General features: G+C 69.2%; 18 protein-coding genes and 1 pseudogene. 6 read left to right on the top strand and 13 right to left on the bottom strand.

Features of this window, described 5'->3' with window-relative positions:
• Positions 1 to 26 precede the first annotated feature (26 nt).
• The 9 genes from OG509_RS42705 to OG509_RS42665 form a co-directional block, all read right to left on the bottom strand.
• Complete coding sequence (locus OG509_RS42705) at positions 27 to 635, bottom strand: SMI1/KNR4 family protein (RefSeq protein ID WP_331740899.1); 609 nt, start codon at positions 633 to 635, stop codon at positions 27 to 29.
• A gap of 707 nt (positions 636 to 1,342) precedes the next feature.
• Positions 1,343 to 1,906 (bottom strand): DUF4913 domain-containing protein, encoded by a 564-nt coding sequence (locus tag OG509_RS42700; protein ID WP_331740898.1) that lies wholly within the window; start codon positions 1,904 to 1,906, stop codon positions 1,343 to 1,345.
• Positions 1,896 to 3,632 carry a TraM recognition domain-containing protein gene (locus OG509_RS42695; protein ID WP_331740897.1) on the bottom strand — a complete coding sequence of 579 codons (1,737 nt, stop codon included), beginning with the start codon at positions 3,630 to 3,632 and terminating at the stop codon, positions 1,896 to 1,898. Before OG509_RS42695 ends, OG509_RS42700 begins: the two co-directional genes overlap by 11 nt.
• Positions 3,629 to 5,146, bottom strand: coding sequence for an ATP-binding protein (locus OG509_RS42690; RefSeq protein WP_331740895.1), 1,518 nt, complete (start codon positions 5,144 to 5,146; stop codon positions 3,629 to 3,631). The genes OG509_RS42695 and OG509_RS42690 overlap by 4 nt, the downstream gene beginning before the upstream one ends.
• A 5-nt stretch (positions 5,147 to 5,151) precedes the next feature.
• Complete coding sequence (locus OG509_RS42685; protein WP_331740892.1) at positions 5,152 to 6,600, bottom strand: SCO6880 family protein; 1,449 nt, start codon at positions 6,598 to 6,600, stop codon at positions 5,152 to 5,154.
• A complete protein-coding gene (locus OG509_RS42680) occupies positions 6,597 to 8,060 on the bottom strand; it encodes a hypothetical protein (protein ID WP_406187963.1) in 1,464 nt (487 codons plus the stop codon). Before OG509_RS42680 ends, OG509_RS42685 begins: the two co-directional genes overlap by 4 nt.
• Positions 8,057 to 8,833 (bottom strand): hypothetical protein, encoded by a 777-nt coding sequence (locus OG509_RS42675; protein ID WP_406187962.1) that lies wholly within the window; start codon positions 8,831 to 8,833, stop codon positions 8,057 to 8,059. Before OG509_RS42675 ends, OG509_RS42680 begins: the two co-directional genes overlap by 4 nt.
• On the bottom strand, positions 8,830 to 9,120 hold the full coding sequence (locus OG509_RS42670) for a hypothetical protein (RefSeq protein ID WP_331740889.1): 291 nt from the start codon (positions 9,118 to 9,120) through the stop codon (positions 8,830 to 8,832). Before OG509_RS42670 ends, OG509_RS42675 begins: the two co-directional genes overlap by 4 nt.
• Before the next feature lie 4 nt (positions 9,121 to 9,124).
• A complete protein-coding gene (locus tag OG509_RS42665) occupies positions 9,125 to 9,607 on the bottom strand; it encodes a hypothetical protein (protein WP_331740888.1) in 483 nt (160 codons plus the stop codon).
• A 199-nt stretch (positions 9,608 to 9,806) separates the two neighbouring features.
• Here OG509_RS42665 and OG509_RS42660 point away from each other — a divergent pair, with 199 nt between their 5' ends.
• A complete protein-coding gene (locus OG509_RS42660) occupies positions 9,807 to 10,853 on the top strand; it encodes a bifunctional lytic transglycosylase/C40 family peptidase (protein WP_331740887.1) in 1,047 nt (348 codons plus the stop codon).
• A 4-nt stretch (positions 10,854 to 10,857) separates the two neighbouring features.
• Here OG509_RS42660 and OG509_RS42655 read toward each other — a convergent pair whose 3' ends face one another.
• Positions 10,858 to 11,760: a hypothetical protein gene (locus OG509_RS42655; protein WP_406187961.1), complete on the bottom strand. Its 903-nt coding sequence runs from the start codon at positions 11,758 to 11,760 to the stop codon at positions 10,858 to 10,860.
• A gap of 434 nt (positions 11,761 to 12,194) precedes the next feature.
• On the opposite strand from OG509_RS42655, the gene OG509_RS42650 reads away from it, so the two are divergent.
• The gene (locus tag OG509_RS42650; protein ID WP_331740885.1) at positions 12,195 to 12,521 is read left to right on the top strand and encodes a hypothetical protein; all 327 of its coding nucleotides are present in this window, start codon (positions 12,195 to 12,197) and stop codon (positions 12,519 to 12,521) included.
• A 368-nt stretch (positions 12,522 to 12,889) separates the two neighbouring features.
• On the opposite strand, the gene OG509_RS42645 is transcribed toward OG509_RS42650, so the two are convergent.
• The 3 genes from OG509_RS42645 to OG509_RS42635 all read right to left on the bottom strand — a co-directional run bounded on the left by OG509_RS42645 (position 12,890) and on the right by OG509_RS42635 (position 14,575).
• A complete protein-coding gene (locus OG509_RS42645) occupies positions 12,890 to 13,270 on the bottom strand; it encodes a toxin Doc (protein ID WP_331740884.1) in 381 nt (126 codons plus the stop codon).
• A 3-nt stretch (positions 13,271 to 13,273) separates the two neighbouring features.
• Positions 13,274 to 13,519, bottom strand: coding sequence for an antitoxin MazE7 (locus tag OG509_RS42640; RefSeq protein ID WP_331740883.1), 246 nt, complete (start codon positions 13,517 to 13,519; stop codon positions 13,274 to 13,276).
• A gap of 63 nt (positions 13,520 to 13,582) precedes the next feature.
• A complete protein-coding gene (locus OG509_RS42635; protein ID WP_331740882.1) occupies positions 13,583 to 14,575 on the bottom strand; it encodes a Ku protein in 993 nt (330 codons plus the stop codon).
• A gap of 379 nt (positions 14,576 to 14,954) precedes the next feature.
• On the opposite strand from OG509_RS42635, the gene OG509_RS42630 reads away from it, so the two are divergent.
• The 4 genes and pseudogenes from OG509_RS42630 (at position 14,955) to OG509_RS42615 (ending at position 21,445) form a co-directional block, all read left to right on the top strand.
• Entirely contained in the window at positions 14,955 to 15,470 is a 516-nt protein-coding gene (locus tag OG509_RS42630; RefSeq protein ID WP_331740881.1) for a hypothetical protein, read from the top strand.
• 286 nt (positions 15,471 to 15,756) lie between these two features.
• Positions 15,757 to 19,215 carry a DNA polymerase III subunit alpha gene (locus OG509_RS42625; RefSeq protein WP_331740880.1) on the top strand — a complete coding sequence of 1,153 codons (3,459 nt, stop codon included), beginning with the start codon at positions 15,757 to 15,759 and terminating at the stop codon, positions 19,213 to 19,215.
• Positions 19,216 to 19,220: 5 nt separating this feature from the next.
• Positions 19,221 to 20,282: a DNA polymerase thumb domain-containing protein gene (locus OG509_RS42620; protein ID WP_331740879.1), complete on the top strand. Its 1,062-nt coding sequence runs from the start codon at positions 19,221 to 19,223 to the stop codon at positions 20,280 to 20,282.
• A gap of 165 nt (positions 20,283 to 20,447) precedes the next feature.
• Positions 20,448 to 21,445, top strand: a pseudogene (locus OG509_RS42615) (IS5 family transposase).
• Positions 21,446 to 21,506: the final 61 nt, after the last annotated feature.

Raw genomic sequence — 21,506 nt, 5'->3', positions numbered from 1 at the left:
ACGGGGAGGGTCGCTCCATTTCCGCGTCAGCGCGTCACCCATTCAAGGATTCGCCCCTCATGGATGGATGGAACACGCCCAACCGACGGCAAGGGGGACGCGTTTTCAACCGCCGTACAAAAATCACAAAGCATTTTTCGCATGTCCGGCCAGAGCAGATCGTACGTGGGGCTCCCGAACGAGATCTCTCCAATCTCGCCATAGTGATCGCGTCGATGGTCCACGAATAGCAGATCACCTGTAAGGCTCTGCGCAAAGGGCACCCACTGCTTGTGGGCAGTATGCCCGATAACCGAATCCTCGTAACCTCCTTCCTCGGCATCGTCCGACATTTCAGCTAGATTTTTGTGCCACTCGTCAATGCCCTTCACGTCGAGCAGGCTGTAATTGAGAATGAAAGCACCGCCCTCCGTACTTGACCTGCGCGCAACGACACCGTCATGCATTGAAAGCAGCAGTTTGAGATCACTCGACACCTCAAAAGTAATCTCGTCTTCCAAATGGCGGATGTCTGCCTGCGATGCGCCAGGACGGAGGGCGGCGTAATCTTCTGGGGCATTCACTGCGAGCCAATCAGTAAATTGCCGCCAAATCTCCTCAAATTCAACTGACGCCCCGGCTACTGAATGGTTCATGTGATCTCCCTTTCGATCCGCAGCAGCGGACGGTCATGTCAACGGCTCCTCACATTGTTCCACTTCACACCGCACTGCCTCCATCGACGCCTGGAACAACTGCGGTGAGGACACATGTCGATGGGCCAGACCCGGCCCGAGAGACCATCAGTAGCCTCGCGTCCACCCAGCTCATAGCCGACTCAACTACCCCCAAGCAATCCGCTTGGCGACGGCACAGGCTGACCCACGACAAGTTGACCATCCAGCACTTCCGGCAATCCGACGCCGGACGGTCGTCGGCCGAGCTTCTCCTCGCCGTCGGCCGCGCCAGTGCCCAGGACACGGAGAAGCCGCATACTCCTGGCGGAGGGCAAGCCGCGGGCCCACACGGCCTCGCCGCGCGGGCTCGGTCACGGAGCCGAAACAGAAGGCTCGCACTCCCCGCCCCAGGCTAATCAGGGCTTATGGCCCGCACGTCTTCCCTGATCCTGGCCAATCCGCGGCCCCCGGTCTGATCATCCGGAACCGCCGAGAACCCGGCCCGCACCGAGCTATCGGCTTGGAAGGCAGCCCCCCCGACCGTGTCAGAAGGGCGACGGCCACGATGACGCCGTCCAAACCGTTGCCACCATGCACAACCTCGCCGGCCACGGGACACGGGAGGTCATGCACCGATCCAGCCTGCCGGGCCAACCAGCCTCGGGCGACTGCCCAGTTCCCTGTGCTCACTCGCTGTCTACCGGTAGTGTCCATGCGCTGGGCACCAAAGCCGGCATCCGGTGCGCCACTTGATGCTCTCCTTTGACACAGCCTTGGAAGGAACCGGTGGAGGCGCGTAGCTCTCGCATGCAGGGGTCATAGTGGTCGCGATGCCACACACTGGGCCCTGTGTACCCAGAGGTGGCAGGGTCGGTGAGCTCCTGCCAAGCCAGCCAGAGGGCGTGGAGCCGGGCGACAGCGATGGGGTGGTCGGTCCACCGGTGGCACCAGCGGGCGTCGGCGGAGGCCTCGGCCAGGTACCCAGGCACGAGCACGCCCTCCACCCACTCGACCAGGGCGCGCAGCTCGCCCTCGTAGTCCGGCGAGTCGAGGAGCAGGATGAAGGGCGGGAACTGCCAGTGCTCTTCGTCGTCGGCCTCGTCCGGACCGGGGTCGTCGGACGCGGTCTCTTCGGCGTCTGGGCCAGCGGGCTGAGTAAGCGTCTTGACCTGGGCTGTCAGGGCTCGGACCTGCGCTTTCAAGTCCTCAATGTCTTCGGTGAGGCCACCCGGCGCGAGGCTATCGGCCACTGCGTGCTGCCTTTCGCGCCTCGTGGGCGGCGACGGCGCGCTTGGTGATGGCGAGCTCCTCGTAGTCCTTCTCGGCCCCGAGGTGCTTCATGCTCTCCTCCAGGTACCAGGGGCGGAGCCGGATCTGGGCGATGGGCATGCCGGTGGACAGCAGCAGCGCCGACCCCTTGGGCATCGCACGGACGTCGGCTGCTTCGAGGATCTGCTCGCGCTGCTCGCTCCAGGACTGCGAGCCGCCGTCGCGGCTCTTGGAGTAGCTGCCGCGCTGGACGCTGTGCTGGCCGATGAGGGTGGCGATGTCGGAGACGAACCGCGGGTCGTCCACGCCGGCGCCGATGACTTTCTTGGTGGCCGCGCCCCACATGGCGTCCATGCCGACCTCGCCCCAGGCGGCTACGCCCTGACGGTAGCTCTGGAGGATCACGTACGGGTTGATGCCGCGGGATCCAAGGTGGCTGAAGAGGTCGGGCAGGTCCTTGATCCGGCAGATGTTCGCGGCCTCGTCCAGGACCGCGCGCATCGGCTCGGGTAGCCGGCCGCCGTGCCGCTCTCCGGTTTCCGAGGCGCAGGTGAACACGGTGTCGGCGAGCGCGGCGACTACTGCGGAGGCTGGGCCGCCCTTCTTGCTCAGCAGGTACAGGGTGTCGCGGGTGAGGGAGAACTCCTCCGGGTCGAAGCGGTCCCGGTGTTTGTCGGGCATTACCCAGGCGAGCACGGCTTCGTCGCGGAGTCCGCTGAGCGCGGTCCGTGCGTTCTGGAAGATGCCGCTCTGGGTTTCCTCCGCGATGGCGATGCTGCCTTCCACCTGCTCGGCTAGTACCGGCTCGTGCTGGTGGAGGATGCGCAAGGGGGCCTTCTCCTGTGGGTCGGCCACCCAGCGCAGGATGTCTTTGATGGTGGCGCCGTCGTGCCAGGCCGCGCGGAAGAAGCCGACCAGGAGGTCGTTGGCGGACTGGGACCAGAAGGGGTCGGCGCTGTCGCTGCTGATCTGGTTGGTGAAGTGCGAGGCCAGGCGTTCGGCGCGTTCCAGCGTCTCGCCTTCGGCGAGCATGTCCCACCACATGGCTCGTTCGGTCTGGGCGACGCCTTGTGTGTCGAACACCCAGGTTGTTCCGGCACGTCGGCGGTCGGAGTAGGTCGCGGCGTAGACGTCGGCTTTGTTGGAGGTGAGCAGGAGGGCGCCGGGGGCTTCCATGGCGATGGGGATGGCGAGCGCGGTGCTCTTGCCGGCGCGGGGGGCCATGATCGCGACGAAGGTGTCCTCATCGGACCCGCGGAGTTCGACACCGCTGGTCATGTGGTCGCCGAGGAGGATGCCCCGGTCTCGGGGTTCGATCTGCTTGGGGTCGAGGCCCTTGAGGGTGCGGCGGAGCCGGGAGGCCGTGGTGGCCGCGGGCTTGGGTGTGAGGTCGCGGACCTGGTGGAGGGTGGCCAGACCGAGAGGGTTGTAGAACCAGCGCAGTGCTACGCGCAGGCCCCAGATGACCAGGACGATGGCGGCCAGGTCGACGAGGAAGGCGCCGATGCCGGAGGCGATCGGCGAGGGCCACACCGACGTCCAGTTCCTGACCATGTGCAGCACGGTCAGGGGTGCCAGTGGGGCGACGTCTTCGCCGGTGATCAGGGAGCCGAGGGCCGCGCCGGTCCAGGTGGAGGCTGCAAGGGTGATCGCGCCGCCCGCGACCACGCCGCCGGCCAGCCAGTGGCGGTCGGAGTCCGTCATCATGAGCGCTCACCTGCCTTCGGATCGGTGTGGTAGAGCCGTGCTTCGGTGGCGGTGAGCTCGGAGGCGGCCGCGATGCCGGGCCGGGTGCCGATCTTGATCATGTATTTGCCGCGTCCGGGGTGGACCGCGTCGCCGGTGTCGAGGCCGGTGGAGGTGGCCGACGACCACGAGGCGATCATCATGCGTTCCTGCTCGGTGAGCTGACGTTTGCCGGTGACGCGCACGAGCTCTTCCTCGGTGGAGGCGCCGATGATCCAGGTGTCGCAGCGGTCCATCAGTCCCCTGGCCTTGGCCCGGTCCTCCTCGGTGGGAAGGGATTCGCTGTCCAGGAGGCTGTGGGTGACGAGGATCGAGATGTCGCCGTCCCCGCGGGAGAGGCGGGTGATGGAGTCCATGGAGTCCACCAGCCCCGGCCCGCTTCTGAGGGCCCGCCACATCTCGTCCATGGGCAGGATGAGGCGACGTTGCATCAGCCCGGTGGAGCGGGCGGCGTCGATGGAGGAGTAGGTGTAGGCCCAGGTGGCGATCATGCCTGCGGACAGGACGTCTTGGCCGCGTGCGCGCAGGGGCGAGATGTCCACGGACACCGCCGGGGCCGCGATGTCGAGCGGGTGTGTGGTCGGCCCGTCGAATAGTCCCTTCAGCGGGCCCGAGACGAGGTTGTCGAGACCGGCGATCACCGACCGGGTCAGGTCTGCGTACGCGCCGCCCTCGGCGGCGAGCCGGTTGCGTAGCGGTTCCGGGGCTTGGCGCAGGACCGTGATCACGTCGGGAACGATGGGGTCGTCGCCCGGGACGGCGTCGGCTGCCAGCTGCACCGCGCAGGTCAGGGCGGAGCGCTGGACTTCGTCGGCTGTCCGGCCCAGTCCGTGCTTGGTGGCCAGCAGCGCGCCGAGCGTTTCCAGGCGCCGGCTGTTGAGTACGTCGAGGAGGACGGCGCGCTCGCTTGTGGGCATCGACCAGACGCGCTTCTTCAGCGGGCCGCTGTCGAGGGGGTTGAGGCGGCCGGAGCCGTCGCCGATGCGGATGACGCTGCCGCCGAGGCCTTGGATGAGGGCGGTGTATTCGCCCTTGACGTCGCCGGGGACGACGGGCATGAATCCGAAGGCGCAGTAGAAGAGCAGCATGCGCTTGACCAGGGCAGACTTCCCGGCGCCTGGTTGGGACATGACCCAGACGCCGCTGTTCGTGGTGAGTTTGCCGACCCAGTCGGCAGGGTCGATGCACACGAGCTCGCCGGTCAGGACGTCCCGGCCGACGGGTACGCCGCGGGGCGGGAGGCCTGCGCCGAGGAGGAAGGGGTAGACCCCGGCGGCCTGCGTGCTCGGGCCGGTGTAGATGGTGCCGGCGTCCTCCACGGGTACCCGGCCGCCGAAGCGTCCGCCCCAGCCTGCCCGGGGCGCGTACAGGCGCCGCCGCCTCTGGTTCTCAGCTTTGTCGGCCTGGGCTTGGCCGTCCGCCAGCGGAGTTGTTGTGGTGCGGCGCGGGCTCTGGAGCTGCGGCAGCTTGGCCATCGCGGTTACCTGACCAGGGGGTTGTAGCCGACGGGGATGCCTGCGGCGAAGATGGCGGCTTCCGCGCCGTACGCGGGCCGCATGCGCAGGGACCGGGTGGCTTTCACGGCGCGGTTGAGCTCTTGGCGGGCGGCGGGCAGGTCGGCGGCGCGCAGGGCGGTCACGGTGACCATGAGGGTCCAGTCCACGACCTGGGCGCCGCCGGCGGCCTGGGCGGCGGCCTTCTCCGCGCGGGCGTAGTCCGCCTTCTGTGACCACTTGGCCCGGCCTTTGACCTGGGCGGTGGCGTCCGCCCTGTTGGCTGCCGCGCTGATCTCGCGCTCCAGCACGGCTTCGCCTTCGTGCGGGTCCAGGACCCGGTAGGCCAGGGTGACCCGGCGGGGGAACTTCCCCGGGCTGAGGAGGGGGAGCAGCACGGAGTAGGCGATGGGGCGCTTGGGCATCTCGCGCAGGACGTAGGAGACGGAGACGGCGCCGTCGTGGGCGTACTCCTCGAAGTGGTCGTCGGCGGCGACCGGGCCGCAGTCGGCCCAGGAGAGCTCGGCGAACTCCTCGTCGCGGGCCGTGAAGCACGAGGGGTCGTAGGCGGAGCGGACCAGGCGGCGCAGGTCGACGTCAGTGGCGCGCCGGACGATGTCGGTTCCGGTGCCGGACAGGTCCAGCCCGTCGACGACCCGGAAGGTCTCGGCGACCTGTCCGGGAAGGTCGGTCGGTGGGGTCGCGGTGGCGCAGGGGTCGACGGTGACACTCATCCATGAGGCGACTGATGCGGTTGCTCGCGGTGCGGTGCGTACGAGTTCATCGACGACGGCGTTGGCGAGCGCGGGAGCGTCAGGGACGCGGCGGGCCTTGATGTCGTCGCTGAGGGCCTCTCCTGCGCCGGGGGTGATCTGGATGGTCACCGAGGCGCCGCGGATCTGTTCCTCGGTGCTCATCGCGTCGAGCACGGATCCCCATGTCCTGAGGTTGCTGCGGACGCTTGCGGTGGGGGCCATGAGGCTACCGCCGGGGGCGAGGAGGGTGGAGACGGTCATGTAGTCGGTGGCCCGGTCGTGGACGACGCCGACTTGTCGGCCGCTGGTGGGGTCGTGCGCGGCGATCAGGGTGGTGGAGGCGGCTACCCCCGGCAGGTCCAGGGCGTAGGGGTGTGGCAGGAGGACCCGTCGGTAGTTGGTGGACTCCGCCCGGGTGGCGAGCTTCCAGGCCAGGGCCGCCCGGTAGTAGGCGAGTGCGGACATGCCGTGGCGGCGGGCTGCGGCCAGGCCGATCACGGCCAGTGTGATGGGGAGGGTGACCAGCAGGGTCAGCGGCTGCATGGTGCTGAGCAGGGCTTCGACGGCGAGGAAGCCTGCGGCCATCATCGTCGCGGACTTCGAGAGGTTGCCCAAGCCGAAGGTTCGGCGGCTGCGGAATCCCTCGATCCTCAGCCCGTCGGGCACACCGTGGGTGGTCATGTGTTGCCCCCGTCTCCCATGGTCGAAGAGGCGTCCTGAATGGCGTCGTTGACGCCATCGAGAACCTTCAGGGCGAGTACGGCGCCGCCCGTTGCCGCGGTGACCGCACCGGTGGCGGCCGCACCGGTGGCGGTGCCGGTCTCGGTGGCCGCACCGCCCAGGCCGGCTGTGGCGTCGGGGCCGCCGCCCTGCGCGGGGATCGCCGAGCCGCCTTCGTTGCGGGAGGCCTGCGCGAGGGCGTCCTGCCCGTCGTCACCGCCGCCCTGCGGGCCCATGGACTGCTCGATGTACTGGGCCTGCTTGACCGGGTCGCTGCCACCGTCCCCGCCACCCCCGCCGCCGCTCGGGTCGGGGCCGTCCCCGCCGCCCTTGCCTCCACGAGCACCGAGATAGGAGCCGGCCGCGCCCGCGGCCGCGGCCATGCCTCCAGCGGCCATGCCGCCTCCGGCAGCCGCCCCCAGCGGCGCGAAGATCTTCATCAGGGGCCCGGGGGCGATGATCGCGAGGATGAGCGTGGCGCAGCCGCGCAGCCATGCCACCAGGCCGTGGCCGCGGCCGACCTCGGAGAAGCCGATGCAGATGATCAGGCCGACGAGCGGCTTGTAGGCGATGATCGTCAGCATGCTGGTCACGATGTTCGGAAGCCACTTGCGGGTTACCGATCCGCCCATCAGGCCTGCTCCGGCGATCGGCAGGAGCAGGCACTGGATCGGGATCGCGGACTGACGCAGGAAGATCATCACCATCTGCACGAAGCCGATGACGAGCAACGAGAAGCAGACTCCGGCGACCAGGACGGGGTTGGCGACCGCTGCGGGGACCATGACGGCGATGATGCGATCGAAGGCGCCGTCCTTGTCGAAGACTGCGTTCACCATGCCCTCGGTCAAGAGGTCGCCCGCGCGCAGCAGCGCCGCCACCACGGTCAGCCCGATGGCGCTCAGCATCATGTTCTGGGCATAGCCGGAGAGCAGCTGGCCCCAGTACTTGCCCTGGCCGGTGATGGCGGCCTTGCCGATCTGCCACATGGCGCCGAAGGCCCCGATGACCCAGCCCAGCCAGACGAGCATCCCGCCAAGGGTGGCGTCTTCTTCGAACAGGCCGGTTTTGGCGAGGTCGAGGCTGGGGCCCATGAGCGACAGGGTCAGCACCGTGCGCAGGAGCCACTTCGCGACGTCGGTCGCCGACTTGAGGACGTCTCCGATGACGGAGTCCCAGACGGCGGTCCAGTAATCCTCGACCTTCTCCTCGACCTTGTCACCGACCACGTCGCAGGCGTCCCGGCCCTTGACGAGGGTGCCGGCGAGGCGGGCCATGGCGCCCAGCGAACTGCCGGTGCTGGCGACCCGGCAGGAGACGTCCACCGTCTCACCGACGGGGCCGTCCGCGACGGCCGGCACGGACAGGCCGATCCCGAGCATGGCGGTCAGGATCAGCAGCAGGGCCCCCAACCGCCTCACGAGGCCTCCCGGATCGCATTCCAGGAGGACGAGTTGAACGCAGGATCGCCCGGGGCTGCGATCGCGGGCTGCGGTTCGCTGGCGGAGACAGCCCGGGTGTAGGCGGCGAGGGAGGTCTTCCAGTCTCCGTCGGCCCACTGGACCGCGACCACGGAGCGCATGTAGGAGCCGGTCTCCTTCTGGGTCTCCCCGGCCTTCATCGTGACGCGGGAAAGCAGCCAGACGGCGACCTCGTCCGCCGATTCGCTGATGATCTTGAAGCCGACCACACGGGTGCGGACGTACGCGCCCGGCGGAAGGTCGCTTCCGGCGGGCAGGCCCAAGCTGCGGCGCACCTGCCTGTCCGCGTCGATGCCCGCGAGCTCGACCGCCTCACGGTTCGGCTCGGTCCGGTCGGCGGCGATCAGGTAGCTGTCGAAGATCCGCAGCTGGGCCTGCTGGTTGTCGTAGGCGCCCTGAAGGGCGGTCGAGTTGGAGCTCGCCATCATCGCGACGGCCCCTTGCGTGGTGTGCGGGAAGCCCACCTCCATGCCCCGCTCGTCCGTGCGCGCGCCGCGGGGCAGGGCCGCCCAGCGGGCGGGCTCGGTCCAATCCGGCGGCGGTGCGTACCCGTCCGACGGCGAAGCCGACGCCGCCGCGCCCGGCTTGCCGGAGTCGGGGGTGGTCCCGTCGCCGCTGACCATGGCGTATCCGGTCAGCGCCAGGACGGCGGCCACCAGGGCTAACGCCGTCGGCATCATGTACTTGGTGAGCCGTCCGCCACCTCGGGTCACGCTGCGATCCCGTTGATCATTGCGATCAGGGTTCCCGCCATCAGAATGGCCAGGATTCCGGCGCCCATCCACTTGAAGGGTTCCGAACCGCCGCCCTGGCGGCTCTTGTCGGCCCAGGCCAGCTTGTAGATGCCGTAGCCGGTGGCGGTGCCGCCGGCCAGGACGAGCAGGTAGAGGCCGTAGCCGAAGAGTTCGACGACAACGGGGGCCATGCCGGGGATCGGCGTGGGCTTGGCCCCCGGCAGCAGATCGTCGGTGAGGGCGGCGGCAAGCGTGATCATGTCCATCGGCTTAGTTCCCTTCGAGAGCGCTGCGCAGCTTGCGGGCCGCAGCCCGGACGTCTTTGTGCTCCATGGCCTCGGCAGCGGTCTCGACCGTGCGCAGCACCGGCAGGTACGGCACGTAGGCCGTACCGATCACGCGTGCGCCCAGGGCTCGGATGCGGTACCTGGCGGCCACGGGCGGCGGGGCCGGGGCGTCGGCGACCAGGACGAGCCAGGGGCGCGGCAGGTGCACGGACCAGGTGTCGCGCAGCAGGTGCTCGACGCAGACGGAGTTGCTGACGGTGGTGTCGGCGATGACGACCGGGGTGGCTCCCATCGGCAGTGCCTCGCCGGGCGCCAGGAAGCGCGCGCTGTCTTCGTCCTGGTCGGCGAGCATGGGCTGCACCAGGCCCTTGGCGATGCTCCAGCCGGCGGCCAGGATCAGCGCGTACCGCAGGCCGGGTTCCTGGGGGCGGTCCGTAGCGGGCGGCACGATCTCGGTGGCGGTCATCGCAACCTCCCCCCTCTCCCACGCGTTTGCGCTCAAGTGATTGCTCTTTGTCGCTAATGAGCTACAGAGAGTAGCGTCACCGGTGCGCGCAGCTGACATCAGGTCAACCGGGCGGACCCGTGATCAGACACGCAGGCGCAGCCGGCTCCCGTGTGATCACTCGTCCAGGTGACGGGCCCGCCCAGGAAAGGGGGAGGCGATGAAGGCCGCGACTGGCTGCCTCGTCGGAGTGCTGGCGATCCCTGTGGCCGCTCTGATCGTCATGGCCGGGCTGCTGACGGCCGCGGGCGCCGCTCCCGGCGGCGAGGGCGGCGGGATGAGGGGCGTACCGCCCGAGTTCCAGCCGTGGATCCGCAAAGCCGTCGCCGAATGCGACCACCCAGAACTGACACCGGCCCTGATGGCCGCTCAGCTCTACCACGAGAGCGGCTTCCGCACCGACCGAGGCGCGGTCAGCCACGCGGACGCGAAGGGCCCGGCCCAGTTCATCCCGGCCACGTGGCACACCTGGGGGCGCGACGTCGACGGCAAGAACGGCGCCAGCGAGTTCGACATCGGCGACGCCGTCATGGCGCAGGGCCGGTACATGTGCTCGCTGCTCGGCGACGCCAAGGCATCGCCGTACCGCGACGACGTCCGCCGGCTCGCCCTGGCCGGGTACAACGCGGGCTGGGGCGCCGTCGAGCGGTTCAAAGGCGTGCCGCCGAAAGGGTTCGCGAGGGGCGAGACCTACCGATACGTCATCGCGATCATGGACCTGATCGACGACTTCGAGGGACCCTCCCCCCTGTCCGTCACCGGCAGCGGAGCGGGCGCCGACGCCCTTCGACGCGCCGCAGCCCGGATCGGCATCCCGTACGCATGGGGCGGCGGCGGGCCCGGCGGCCCCAGCCGGGGCTTCTGCGACAGGATCAACGGATACCTCCTCGGCCGATGTTCAGCCTCCAGCACCGAAGGCTTCGACTGCTCCTCCCTGGTCCAGTACGCGTACTGGCCGAGCATCCACCTCCCCCGCACCGCCGCCGCCCAGTACGCGGCCACCTCCCACCGGCCGATCGCCCGCAGCCAGCTGCGCCCCGGCGATCTGCTGTTCTGGTCCCACGGCGGCGCCGACATCTACCACGTCGGCCTCTACGCCGGGAACAATCAGGTCCTGCACGCACCCCGCACAGGCCGCCACGTCGAAGTCGCCTCACTAGAGGAGGCAATGCCCGCCCGCGACTACCACGGAGCGACCCGCGCATGATCGTTCAATCGGCCGCGATGCGCTCCAGGTCTGCATAGTCCTGGGAAATGCGGGACCTATTTTTCGGCTCCGGCATAAGCACCGAGGCACTCCAGCCATGCATTCGCCGCGCGTATGCGACAAGACTATGTTCCGTCAAGATGGTCTGGAAGGTCCATGCCGCCGACTCGAACAGCTCCAACATTTTTCGCTGCGCCATAGGATGCACATACGTGAGAGGCTCGTCCAACACGAGGATTGTCGGCTCTGCCCTCGCTTGCAATTCCGCAAATACCACCAGCGAATAGAACCAGAAATCCCATCGAGGGCCGTCTTGACCTCTCCGCCGACCCTGCTGGTAGGAGACCCTCACATGATCACCCTCCACAGAAAGATCCGCTATCACATCCGGAAGCAGTTCGGACATGCTGGTGATCACCGTGCGCGCCGCCCAGGGATCGATGCCGAGGAATCGCGCAACTCCTGAGACCGTCGGCGCCCCGGCACGCAGAGCGTTCGCCACATAGGAGTCTGGACCGAACGTCAGGACTCGGTACGGACGCGGGGGCAGCGGAACTCTCCTTCCATCAACGTGGTACTCCAGCGATTCGCCCTCGACACGCACAACCGCTTTCCGATGAGCAGGATCGAACCAGGTGATGGCACATGAGAGATCCGCGGGATACCCACTGTCCATCAGCAAATTCGGCGAGGCTAGTGATCTCAGAAGGTGGAGGAGCCGCGTCTTACCTGAATTGTTCATCCCGAACAGGAGATTCAGTTTTGAAAGTTGGATAGTCCCGGGCAACAGGACGTAGTGATTGATGACTTCAAGGGACTGAACCCAGCCGAACGGCTGGGTGACTCCACCCTGTTCCAGCCGGGTCCGACTTTCATGCAGGTCCTTCCAGCTGCGAAGTAGTGACACCGAATACGCGTTCCCCGCGTTCGTATCGACCAGACGGCCACACGTGGCACACATCCAGATTCCGTTGGATATGTGGGACCGTTCTTCGTCCGACAGGCCACCAGTCCCCCGCGGGCCTCCCGGGGCTGCGGCGAATATGTGGGCGGCAGTACCGGTATCAGAAATGTCGGCAGACCCTGGGCCGGGACCGATTGTCAGCGCACCACACTGAGGATTCGAGCAGCGGAAGGCTGCACGCTGGGCTAGCAGTCGCCGCGTTGCCTCGTTGAAGTTGGCTCCCCCACGACCTCTGCTGGTTGGTGACACGACTCCCCCTTGCCTGCGACTCCCTGCCACTGAGCAACTGTACGAACACGCACTGACAGCACAGGACACGCCCTCGCCGAAACTTCAGGGGCAGCGAGAGGGCAGGGCGGGTTGGGCATGATGCCGCCATGAAGGCATCCGAGATCCTCCAGAAGGCGGAAGAGCTCCAGGCTGCGCAGCTGGCCGCCAAGCAAGCCGCAGTCAAACCCCTCGCGGCAATCCTGGCTCGGCGGATCCAGCTCCAGACCGAGCTGTCCGAGAGCGAAGTCCCGTACGGCAAGGCGTACGTCGAGGCCGAGGCCGCAGGGTGGTCGGCGGCGGAGCTGGCTTCCCTGGGTGCGGCAGAGCCGACCCACCGGCCGCGGCGCCGGGCCCGTCCGACGCGGCAGACTGCGGTCGCTGCGGCGGACTCCGGCACGGAAATCCCCTCCCAGAACCCCACGGTCAACGCCTGACGCCCGCGTTCACCCGCTCGACGTTCGCGCGGCAACAGATCGGGCCGAGGGAGGTTCGGGCCGGCATCCCCCGGTGAGCATGCGTGGCCCGCGCCGCCGCCGTCTGCGGACCGGCCGGGCTGGGTAAAAGCGGCCAGCGGCGGAGAAGGGCGGCGGGTGGCCCGGACCGCAGATTCCCCGGCCCTGGTAAGGGGCTGCGACCGTACCCCCGCCGTCAATCCGTCCCTGCGTGAGGCGACCGCACCGTCCAGCGGTGGCTGGTGGGGGGCGGGGCTGCTGCCGCGATGCGGCTGGGCCCGGCACCGCTCTCCAGCGCTGCACGCCGCGTCGTGGCCCAACGTCCGGCGAATGGGCAGCCAGGGGGCCGATCAGGAGCTGTGTCGCAGTGAGCGCAGTCGATCTGCGATGTCGTAGACGTTCAGACGCAGGGCGCGGATGTCGTTGATGAGGTCGCGCCAGGGTTCGAAGGTGTCGTCCACGGTCTTGCCGGAGGCTCTGATGTAGGCGACGGCGACGCCGTATCCGAAGTATTCGTTGCGGGCCGGCAGCGGGCGTAGGAGCACGATCTGATCCAGGAGGGCGGCGGCCCGCCAGTAGGCGTCGGGTTCGTCGGTGGCCAGGGCGGGGGTGTTCACGCGGTGGCGGGCGACCGCGGCGACCAGGCCCGAGTAGTCCAGGACTCCCAGCTCTTTCCCGAGGAGTTCTTCCTGCCGGTCCAGGAGCCACCGGATGTCGATGTGCAGTTCCAAGGGTCAGGCCGCCCGGCGCGTGTTCGCGGACGTCGGGAGGCCGCCGTACTCGGTGTCGAAGGCGTCGGCGACGCCCGGCCGGCTCACGGCTTCGCGAAAGGCGGCGGTGGCCCGGCCGAGGGCGAGCTGGTTCTCCTCCTCGATGGCGAGCTCGGCCAAGTAGGCGCGGACGCTCTTGCCGTGGGCGGCCGCGAGGGCGGCGAGGCGGTCTCGGGTCTCGGAGTCGATCTTCACGGTCGTGTCTGCCATGGTCCCGAGTATGCACCTTTGAATACCTTCGCGAATACCCCTTCGCGACATCCCTGAGGGAGTTCAGCGTCCGGAGGAGGCCAGCGCCTTCACGAGGTCATCGCGGGTCATCTGCGAGCGGCCTGGGAGGTTGGCGGCGGCGGCCCTCTTGTAGAGGTCGGCCTTCGTCAGGCCTGTCAGGTCCTCCCTGGGCGCGGAGCGAATGCGCTTCTTGGCGGCGGGCTTCTTCCCGGTGGCGGTCGCGCCGGAGGCGGTGGCTTTGCCGGATACGGGCTTGGGGCTGCCCGCTCGTTCGACGCTGGCGCGCAGGGCTTCCATGAGGTCGACGGCGCCAGTCGGCCCGGCAGGGGGTTCGGCCTTCTCGACAGTCTCGCCGGCTTGCTTGGACTCGATCATGGCGGCGACCTTCTCCTGGAAGGTGTCGTGAAACTCGCCGGGGTCCCACGTCATGCTCAGGGCCTCGATGAGCTGCTCGGCCATCTTCAGTTCCTTGTCGGCGGCCTTGGTCTTGGCGGGGAGGTTGTCGATCTCCTTCTTCGGGTCCCTGATCTCGTCGGCCCAGTGGAGAGTGTGGAGGGTCAGGAGGCCGTTCTCTGCCTTGAGGGCAACGAGGTATTCGTGCTGGCGCATGACGAACGTGGCGATGCCGGCCTTGCCGGTCTTGGCGAGGGCCTGTTCGAGGAGGCTGTACACCTTGTTGTACTCGGCGCCCCGGGGGCCCAGGTAGTACGTCCTGTCGAAGAAGATCGGGTCCACTTCCGCCAGGTCGACGAAGCCGGCGATGTCCAGGGCGCGGGAGCGGCCGGGGGCGATCTCGTCGAGTTCAGCCGGCTCGACCAGGACGTATTCGTCGCCGGTGTCGTAGCCCTTGACGATGTCGTCGAGCTCGACCTCCTTGCCGGTGCGCTCGTTGACGCGCCGGTTGCGGATCCGGTCGGCGGTGCCGCGCTGGAGCTGGTGGAAGTGGATGGTGTGGCTGTCGGTGGCCGTGTAGAGGCTCACCGGCAGGCTGACCAGGCCGAATGACAGGCTTCCAGCCCAAACGGGACGAGCCATGGCGCCACCTCCTCGGTCACCCCCTCGCTCCTTCCAGCTGACGCCGTGGGCCCGGTGTGACTGAGCGCGCTACTTGGCCCTTGAGCGCGATAGTTGGCCCGTTGTGCATTCCACTTGGCCTCCCGCACCGCTGCTGGCCATGCCCGAGGCGATCTGGCCGGGTCGTGAGGCCTCGTAGCCTGGCAAGCCACCTCATGGCAAAGTGATCATGTTGGACTGACTGTGGTGGGGGAGACACGTGAGGCGACATCTCAGAACGGCGGCAGCAGCCATGCTCACCGCGGTGCTGGCTGGCTGTGGCGGGAGCGGGGGAAGTGCGATCCCTCCGACGAGCGGCCCGGGTCAGGCCTCGGTTCCAGCGGGCCCCTACCGGTTGAAAATGCCCAAGGCGGTACTCAAGGGCGTCTTCACGGAGTCCGACCATTCGACGCCCGATCAGAACATCCCGATAATGCTCTCAGGCCAGATCGAGCATGGCGTCTCCGCCTTCGCCGCCTATCAACCGGCCGACCGAACCACGGAAACGTCGGGGCCCGTGCTCGCGGTGACCGGGGTGTACGGAACCGTGCTGAACCCAGTCACGGCCCGCGACGAGTTCCTGAAGATTCTCGACCGTCGGACCAGCGTCCCGGACATGCGCTCCACCGTGATCATCGGCCCTCGCACGATCATCCCTCAGGGCTCCTCAGAGCCCGTGTCCTGCCGGATCGTCCAAGCGGTCGATCAGTTCGGCACCACTTGGAAACCCGACTGTTCCTGGGCCGACGGCTCGGCCGTGGCGCACGTGTCCCAGACCGTGGACTTTAAGAAGCCGCCGGCCGAGTTCGACCTTGAGGCCTTCGCCGCGAAGACGGCGATCATCCGCAACGAGGTCCGCGCGCCCATAGCGCCATAGCCGCTCGGACGGATGGCTCCCATCCATTGGCCCTCATCACTCCGACTGGCGGTGTTTTCGCAGCTCAGATGGCCTCGCGCACGGCCAGCAGCAGTGCGGGAGGCCAAGTGGAATGCACAACGGGCCAACTATCGCGCTCAAGGGCCAAGTAGCGCGCTCAGTCACACCCGGTGATCGCATCCCTACTTCGGAGTAACCAGTTCGCGCTGTTCGAATTTAGTTCGATACATTGGAAGGAGGGATTCCGGCCATACCGGCCGAAACTGTTCGATCGCGGGAGGTGGGCATGAGCAGCGGCGTGCACCTCCACGTGGCGAGCGGCTACTCGGCCCGCTACGGCGCCTCCCACCCCCACGACCTCGTCCTGCGGGCCGCGGAGCGCGGTATCGGCGCGCTCGCGCTGACCGACCGGGACACCGTGACCGGCGCCGTGCGTTTTGCGAAGGCGGCGGTCGGCGCGGGGGTTCGTCCCCTCTTCGGTGTCGACGTCGCCGTCGCCCCCAGCTCCCCCGCCCGCCCGGGCTCCGCGCCCCGGGTGCGGACGCCCGTGCGCGGGGGCGCGCACGTGGTGGAGCCGCCGCTGCGGGTCACCCTGCTCGCGCGCAGCGCCTCCGGGTGGGGGCGGCTGTGCCGTCTGGTGTCCGCCGCGCACGCGGCCGCCGCCGGCGGTCCCGCGGTGGTTTCCTGGGAGATGCTCGGCCGGTACGCGGACGAGGGGCTGCTGGTCCTGCTGGGGCCGGTTTCCGAGCCGGTGCGTGCGCTGTCGGCGGGGCGGGAGGATGTCGCCGAGGTGTTGCTCGCGCCGTGGCGCGAGCTGGTCGGAGCGAACCTGCGGCTGGAAACGGTGTGGTGGGGCGTGCCGGGCACGGGGCCGGGGTCGCTGCGGCTGGCCGCCCGAACACTCGCTCTCGCTGACCGGCTCGGTGTGGCCGCGGTGCTGACGAACGCGGTGCGGTACGCCGACCCGGGCCAGCACCGGGTCGCCGACGTGCTGGACGCGGCCCGGCTGCTGCGCCCGATCGACCGCCGCCGGATGGACTGCGGCCAGCGGTGGCTGACCGGCCCCGCGGAGATGGCGGCGGCCGCGGAGCGGATCGCGAGCGCTTCGGGCGCAGGCCCGGGCCGAGCGGCAGCGCTGCTCGCCGAGACCGTACGCGCCGGGGAGGCGTGTGTCTTGGATCCGGTCGCCGATCTCGGGCTGGGACGGCCGCACTTCCCCGAGCCGGAGGTCGTCGGCGCCGAGCCGGGCCCCGGTGGCGCGATGCGGCTGCTGCGCCAGCGGTGCGAGGCGGGCATGTTCGCCCGGGGCTTGGAGCGCGACCGGCGGGCGGTGGCGCAGCTGGAGTACGAGCTCGGGGTGATCGGGAAGCTGGAGTACGAGGCGTACTTCCTCGCGGTCGCCCAGGTGGTGGCGGACGTGCGGGCGATGGGGATCCGGGTGGCGGCCCGGGGGTCGGGTGCCGGGTCGATGGTCAACCACTCGTTGTTCGTGGCGACGGCGAACCCGCTCGACCACGACCTGCTGTTCGAGCGGTTCCTGTCGGTGCGGCGCCGGTCGCTGCCGGACATCGACGTGGACGTGGAATCCGCGCGTCGGCTGGAGGTCTACGACCGGATCATCGAGCGGTTCGGGACGGAGCGGATCGCGGTGACCGGGATGCCGGAGACCTACCGGGCCCGGCACGCCCTCAGGGACACCGGCCTCGCACTCGGCATGGCGCCGCGAGTGATCGACCGGGTCGCGAAGTCGTTCCCGCACATCCGGGCCTGCGACATCCGTGGCGCGCTCGCCGAGCTGCCGGAGCTGAAGCAGCTCGCGGCAGAGGCCGCCTCGTTCGGGCCTCTGTGGGAGCTGGCCGAAGGCCTGGACGCGCTCCCGCGGGGGATCGCGATGCACCCGTGCGGAGTGATCCTCTCCAACGCGACGCTGCTGGACCGGCTGCCGGTCCAGCCGACCCCGGGCGGCTATCCGATGGTCCAGGCCGACAAGGAGGACGTCGAAGACCTCGGCCTGCTCAAGCTCGACGTGCTCGGCGTACGGATGCAGTCCGCGATGGCCCACGCCGTGAAGGAGATCCGCCGCACGAGCGGCCGCCAGATCGACCTCGACAACCCCGACCACGTCCCCCTCGGCGACCCCGGCGCATTCGACCTGATCCGCAAGAGCGACACGGTCGGCATGTTCCAGCTCGAATCGCCCGGCCAGCAGGACCTGGTCGGCCGCCTCCAGCCACGGGACGTCCAGGACGTCATCGCCGACATCAGCCTCTTCCGGCCGGGGCCGGTGAAGGGCGGCATGCCCGCCCTCTACATCGCCGCCCGCCACGGCGCGGCGCCGCGGTACCCGCACCCGGATCTCGTGCCGGTGCTGGCGTCGACGTACGGGGTGACGATCTGGCACGAGCAGATCATCGACATGTTCGCCGTCCTGACCGGCTGCGACCGCGCACTCGCCGAAATCGCCCGCCGCGCCCTGGCCGACAAGGACCGCCTGCCGCAGGTGGAGGCCTGGTTCAAGGGCGAGGCCGGCCACCGCGGCTACTCCCGCGCCGTCCTGGACGAGGTGTGGGAGATCATCAAAGGGTTCGGAGCGTACGGGTTCTGCCGCGCCCACGCCGTCGCCTTCGCCGTGCCGGCCCTGCAGTCGGCGTGGCTCAAGGCCCACCACCCCGCCGCGCTGTACGCGGGGCTGCTGGAGCACGACCCGGGCATGTGGCCCGCCCGGGTGATCGTCTCCGACGCCCGCCGCCACCACGTGCCCGTCCTGCCCGTCGACATCAACGCCTCCGCCGCCGACTACCGCATCGAGCAGACCGACAGCGGCACGTGGGGGGTGCGACTCTCCCTGTCCTCGGTGAAGGGCATCAGCGAAGACCAGGTCGCCCGGATCACTACCGGCCAGCCCTACACCGGACTGCAGGACTTCTGGCAGCGGGCCCGTCCCGCCCTGCCGGTCTGCGAGCGGCTCATCCAAATCGGCGCGCTCGACGCACTGCGCGGCCCGCTCACCCGCCGCGACCTGCTCCTGCAGGCCGCCGAGCTCCACTCGCACACCCGGGCCCGGACCGCCGACGGCCAGCTCCCTCTCGGCGGCGAGCTCGTGACCGCCGAGCCGTCCGGACTGCCGGAGATGACCAGCCGCGAAGCCCTGAACGCCGAGATCAGCGTGCTCTCCATCGACGTGTCGCAGCACCTGATGACCCACCACCACCGGCTGCTGCGCGAGATCGGCGCCACCGACGCCGCCCACCTCAAAGCCATGCACCCCGGGCAGAAGGTCCTGGTCGCCGGAGTCCGCGCCTCCACCCAGACGCCGCCCATCCCCTCCGGCAAGCGCGTCATCTTCGTCACCCTCGAAGACGGCTCCGGCCTCGTCGACCTCGCATTCTTCGAAGACAGCCACGACGCGGTCGCCCACACCGTCTTCCACTCCGCGCTCCTGCTCGTGCGGGGAACGGTCGAAGCCCGCGGGCCGCGCCGCACGGTCGTCGGCGAGATGGTGTGGGATCTCGAAGAACTCGCCGCAGCCCGCCGCGACCACGGCCCCGAAGCCGTACTCGCCCTGCTCGGCCACAGTCGGCTCGCACCCACACCCGCGCAGGACCGCTCCCCCGCGCGCGGGCGGACGCTGGCCAACGGAACCAGCGGCGCCCGCCTGCACCCCTACGCCGACCTCCAGCCCGCCGGCAGCCGCGCAGCCGACCTCAAGACCCTCGGCTACACCAGCCCCGGAAGCCCCGGGTGAACGCCATGGCCGAACGACGCATCCTCCACGCCCACTTCCACCTGGAACGCGGCCCCGAGCCGGACCTGTACGGGCAGCTCCTGGCCCTGGCCCAGGACATCACACCGCGCGTGCAGCCCATCCCGCCCGATGCCGCACACCTCGACATCACCGGCGCGCTGCGCTACTGGCAGCGCGACGCCCAAGGACTCGCCGCACTCCTCCGGCTCCGCGCCCTGGCCCTGTACGGGGTGCAGGTGACGTACGCGATCGCCCCGAACCGCATGCTGGCCGCCATGGCGGCCGCCGCGACCGCGCCCGGCACGACCACCGTGATCGAGCACGCGGAGGTCGGGCGATGGCTGCGACCGCGGCCCGTCGCGGCGCTCTACGGGGTTGGCCCAGCCACCGCCGGAAAGCTGCGCACCTACGGCCTCCACACCATCGGCGACATCGCCGACACCCCCGCGCCCACCCTCATCCGTCTCTTCGGAGCCGCCATGGGCCGGGCCCTGCACGCCCACGCCCACGGCCAGGACCCGCGCACCGTACAGGCCCAGCCCATCGCGAAGTCCCTGGGCGCCGACCGCAACTTCGCAGCGGACGTCCTGGGCGAGGTCGAGCACCGCCGGGCGATTCTCGACCTCGCCCAGGAAGTCGCCGCCCGGCTACGCGACGGGAAACAGGCCGCCGGCGCTCTCGCGCTCGCCGTGCGCTACGCCGACGGGACCAGCAGCACCCGCAGCCGCACCCTGCCCGAAGCCACCGCCCACACCCACCCCCTGACCTCCGCCGCGTACGAGCTCTACGACCTGCTCGGCCTCCAGCGCGCCCGCGTCCGCGGTATCAGCCTGCGCGCCCAGGATCTGCGGCCCGCGACGCGAGCCAGCCAGCAACTCACCCTCGACCCGGCCGACGACCGCGCTCTCGCCGTCGAAGCGGTCGCGGACCTGGCGCGCGCCCGCTACGGACCCGGCGCCATCCGGCCCGCCACCCTCGCGGTCAGCACCAACCGGACCAGCCCGGGAATACCCGACGCAAAAACGCTCTTGCCAGCACTGCCGCCACCCGAAAGGAACCGCCCATGAGCACGCCCTCCACCTCCCCGAGACCGCCCGCGCTCACCTGCGCCCCGTCCCAGATCGGTCCCTGCGCGAAGTGCCACCTTCTCTGCACTAGGGGCTGTTCTGAGTCCGGATCACAATCGGGGCGTTCGGCCTTCGTTCGGGCGCTTCGGCTGGTAGCACGGTTGTATGACGCGTGGTGATCTGACCGATGGCGAATGGGAGTTGATCGAGCCGCACCTCCCGCTGGGGGCGTCCGGGCCGATCCCTGACCTGCGCAGTTACTTCAATGCGGTGATGTGGAGGTTCCGTACCGGCTGCCCCTGGCGGGACGTGCCGGCAAGCTACGGCTCCTGGTCAACGATCTACGACCGGTTCCGCATGTGGGCACGTGGCGGGATCTTCCAGACCCTCATGGACGTGGTGATCGCCGAGGCGGCGGCACGCGACGATGTCGACCTCAGCCTGGTCAGCGTGGACTCCACCGTCGCCCGCGCGCATCACCACGCGGCGGGCATGGTGGTCGACCCCGAGCTCCTGGAGGACCTGGAGAAGGCCTTGATGAAGGAAAAGGGGCTTCGGCAACCGGACAAAACGACTCCGTAGCCGAGGGGCCCGAGGGCGGTGAGGAAGCCGAACGGGCACGGCGCCGCGCGGTACGCCGACGCCGCAAGGTCCGGCTGAAGGCCGCCGAGCTGGGACGCTCCCGGGGCGGGCTGACCACCAAGGTGCACCTCGCGACCGACCGGCGCTGCCGCCCACTGTCCATCATCCTCACCCCCGGACAGGCCGCGGACAGTCCGCGGTTCATCCCGGTCCTGGAGAAAATCAAGGTGCGTGTTCCGATGGGCCGCCCCAGGACCCGGCCGGACGCCGTAGCCGGAGACAAGGCGTACTCCTCCCGCGCCAACCGCGCCCACCTGCGAAGACGCAACATCAAGGCGGTGATCCCGGAGAAGGCCGACCAGGCAGCCAACCGCAAGAAGCGGGGCTCACAGGGCGGCCGCCCGGTCTCCCACGATGCCGAGCTCTACAAAGACCGGAACACCGTCGAGCGTGCCATCAACAAGTTCAAGGAATGGCGGGGGCTGGCCACCCGCTACGACAAGACACCTGAGAGCTATCTCGCCGGACTCCACCTGCGAGGATCCATCCTTTGGCTACGCAGCCTCCCTGGCACCCCGTGATCCGAACTCAGAACAGGCCCTAGTGCTGTGACCGGCAACGTTTGCCGGGTTGCTCGTTGTG

This window comes from Streptomyces sp. NBC_01006, from assembly GCF_045162725.1.
Taxonomy (GTDB): Bacteria; Actinomycetota; Actinomycetes; order Streptomycetales; family Streptomycetaceae; genus Streptomyces.
The sequence above is the reverse complement of the archived record's forward strand: the minus strand, read 5'-3'. Positions and strand labels throughout refer to the sequence as shown.

Bases quoted from the DNA above. Each gene is read 5' to 3' on its own strand.
- OG509_RS42640 (WP_331740883.1), bottom strand. From the start codon at position 13,519: ATGGCAGACACGACCGTGAAGATCGACTCCGAGACCCGAGACCGCCTC.
- OG509_RS42705 (WP_331740899.1), bottom strand. From the start codon at position 635: ATGAACCATTCAGTAGCCGGGGCGTCAGTTGAATTTGAGGAGATTTGG.
- OG509_RS42695 (WP_331740897.1), bottom strand. From the start codon at position 3,632: ATGATGACGGACTCCGACCGCCACTGGCTGGCCGGCGGCGTGGTCGCG.
- OG509_RS42625 (WP_331740880.1), top strand. From the start codon at position 15,757: ATGAGCAGCGGCGTGCACCTCCACGTGGCGAGCGGCTACTCGGCCCGC.
- OG509_RS42620 (WP_331740879.1), top strand. From the start codon at position 19,221: ATGGCCGAACGACGCATCCTCCACGCCCACTTCCACCTGGAACGCGGC.
- OG509_RS42690 (WP_331740895.1), bottom strand. From the start codon at position 5,146: ATGGCCAAGCTGCCGCAGCTCCAGAGCCCGCGCCGCACCACAACAACT.
- OG509_RS42660 (WP_331740887.1), top strand. From the start codon at position 9,807: ATGAAGGCCGCGACTGGCTGCCTCGTCGGAGTGCTGGCGATCCCTGTG.
- OG509_RS42650 (WP_331740885.1), top strand. From the start codon at position 12,195: ATGAAGGCATCCGAGATCCTCCAGAAGGCGGAAGAGCTCCAGGCTGCG.
- OG509_RS42630 (WP_331740881.1), top strand. From the start codon at position 14,955: ATGCCCAAGGCGGTACTCAAGGGCGTCTTCACGGAGTCCGACCATTCG.
- OG509_RS42665 (WP_331740888.1), bottom strand. From the start codon at position 9,607: ATGACCGCCACCGAGATCGTGCCGCCCGCTACGGACCGCCCCCAGGAA.
- OG509_RS42670 (WP_331740889.1), bottom strand. From the start codon at position 9,120: ATGGACATGATCACGCTTGCCGCCGCCCTCACCGACGATCTGCTGCCG.
- OG509_RS42635 (WP_331740882.1), bottom strand. From the start codon at position 14,575: ATGGCTCGTCCCGTTTGGGCTGGAAGCCTGTCATTCGGCCTGGTCAGC.
- OG509_RS42685 (WP_331740892.1), bottom strand. From the start codon at position 6,600: ATGACCACCCACGGTGTGCCCGACGGGCTGAGGATCGAGGGATTCCGC.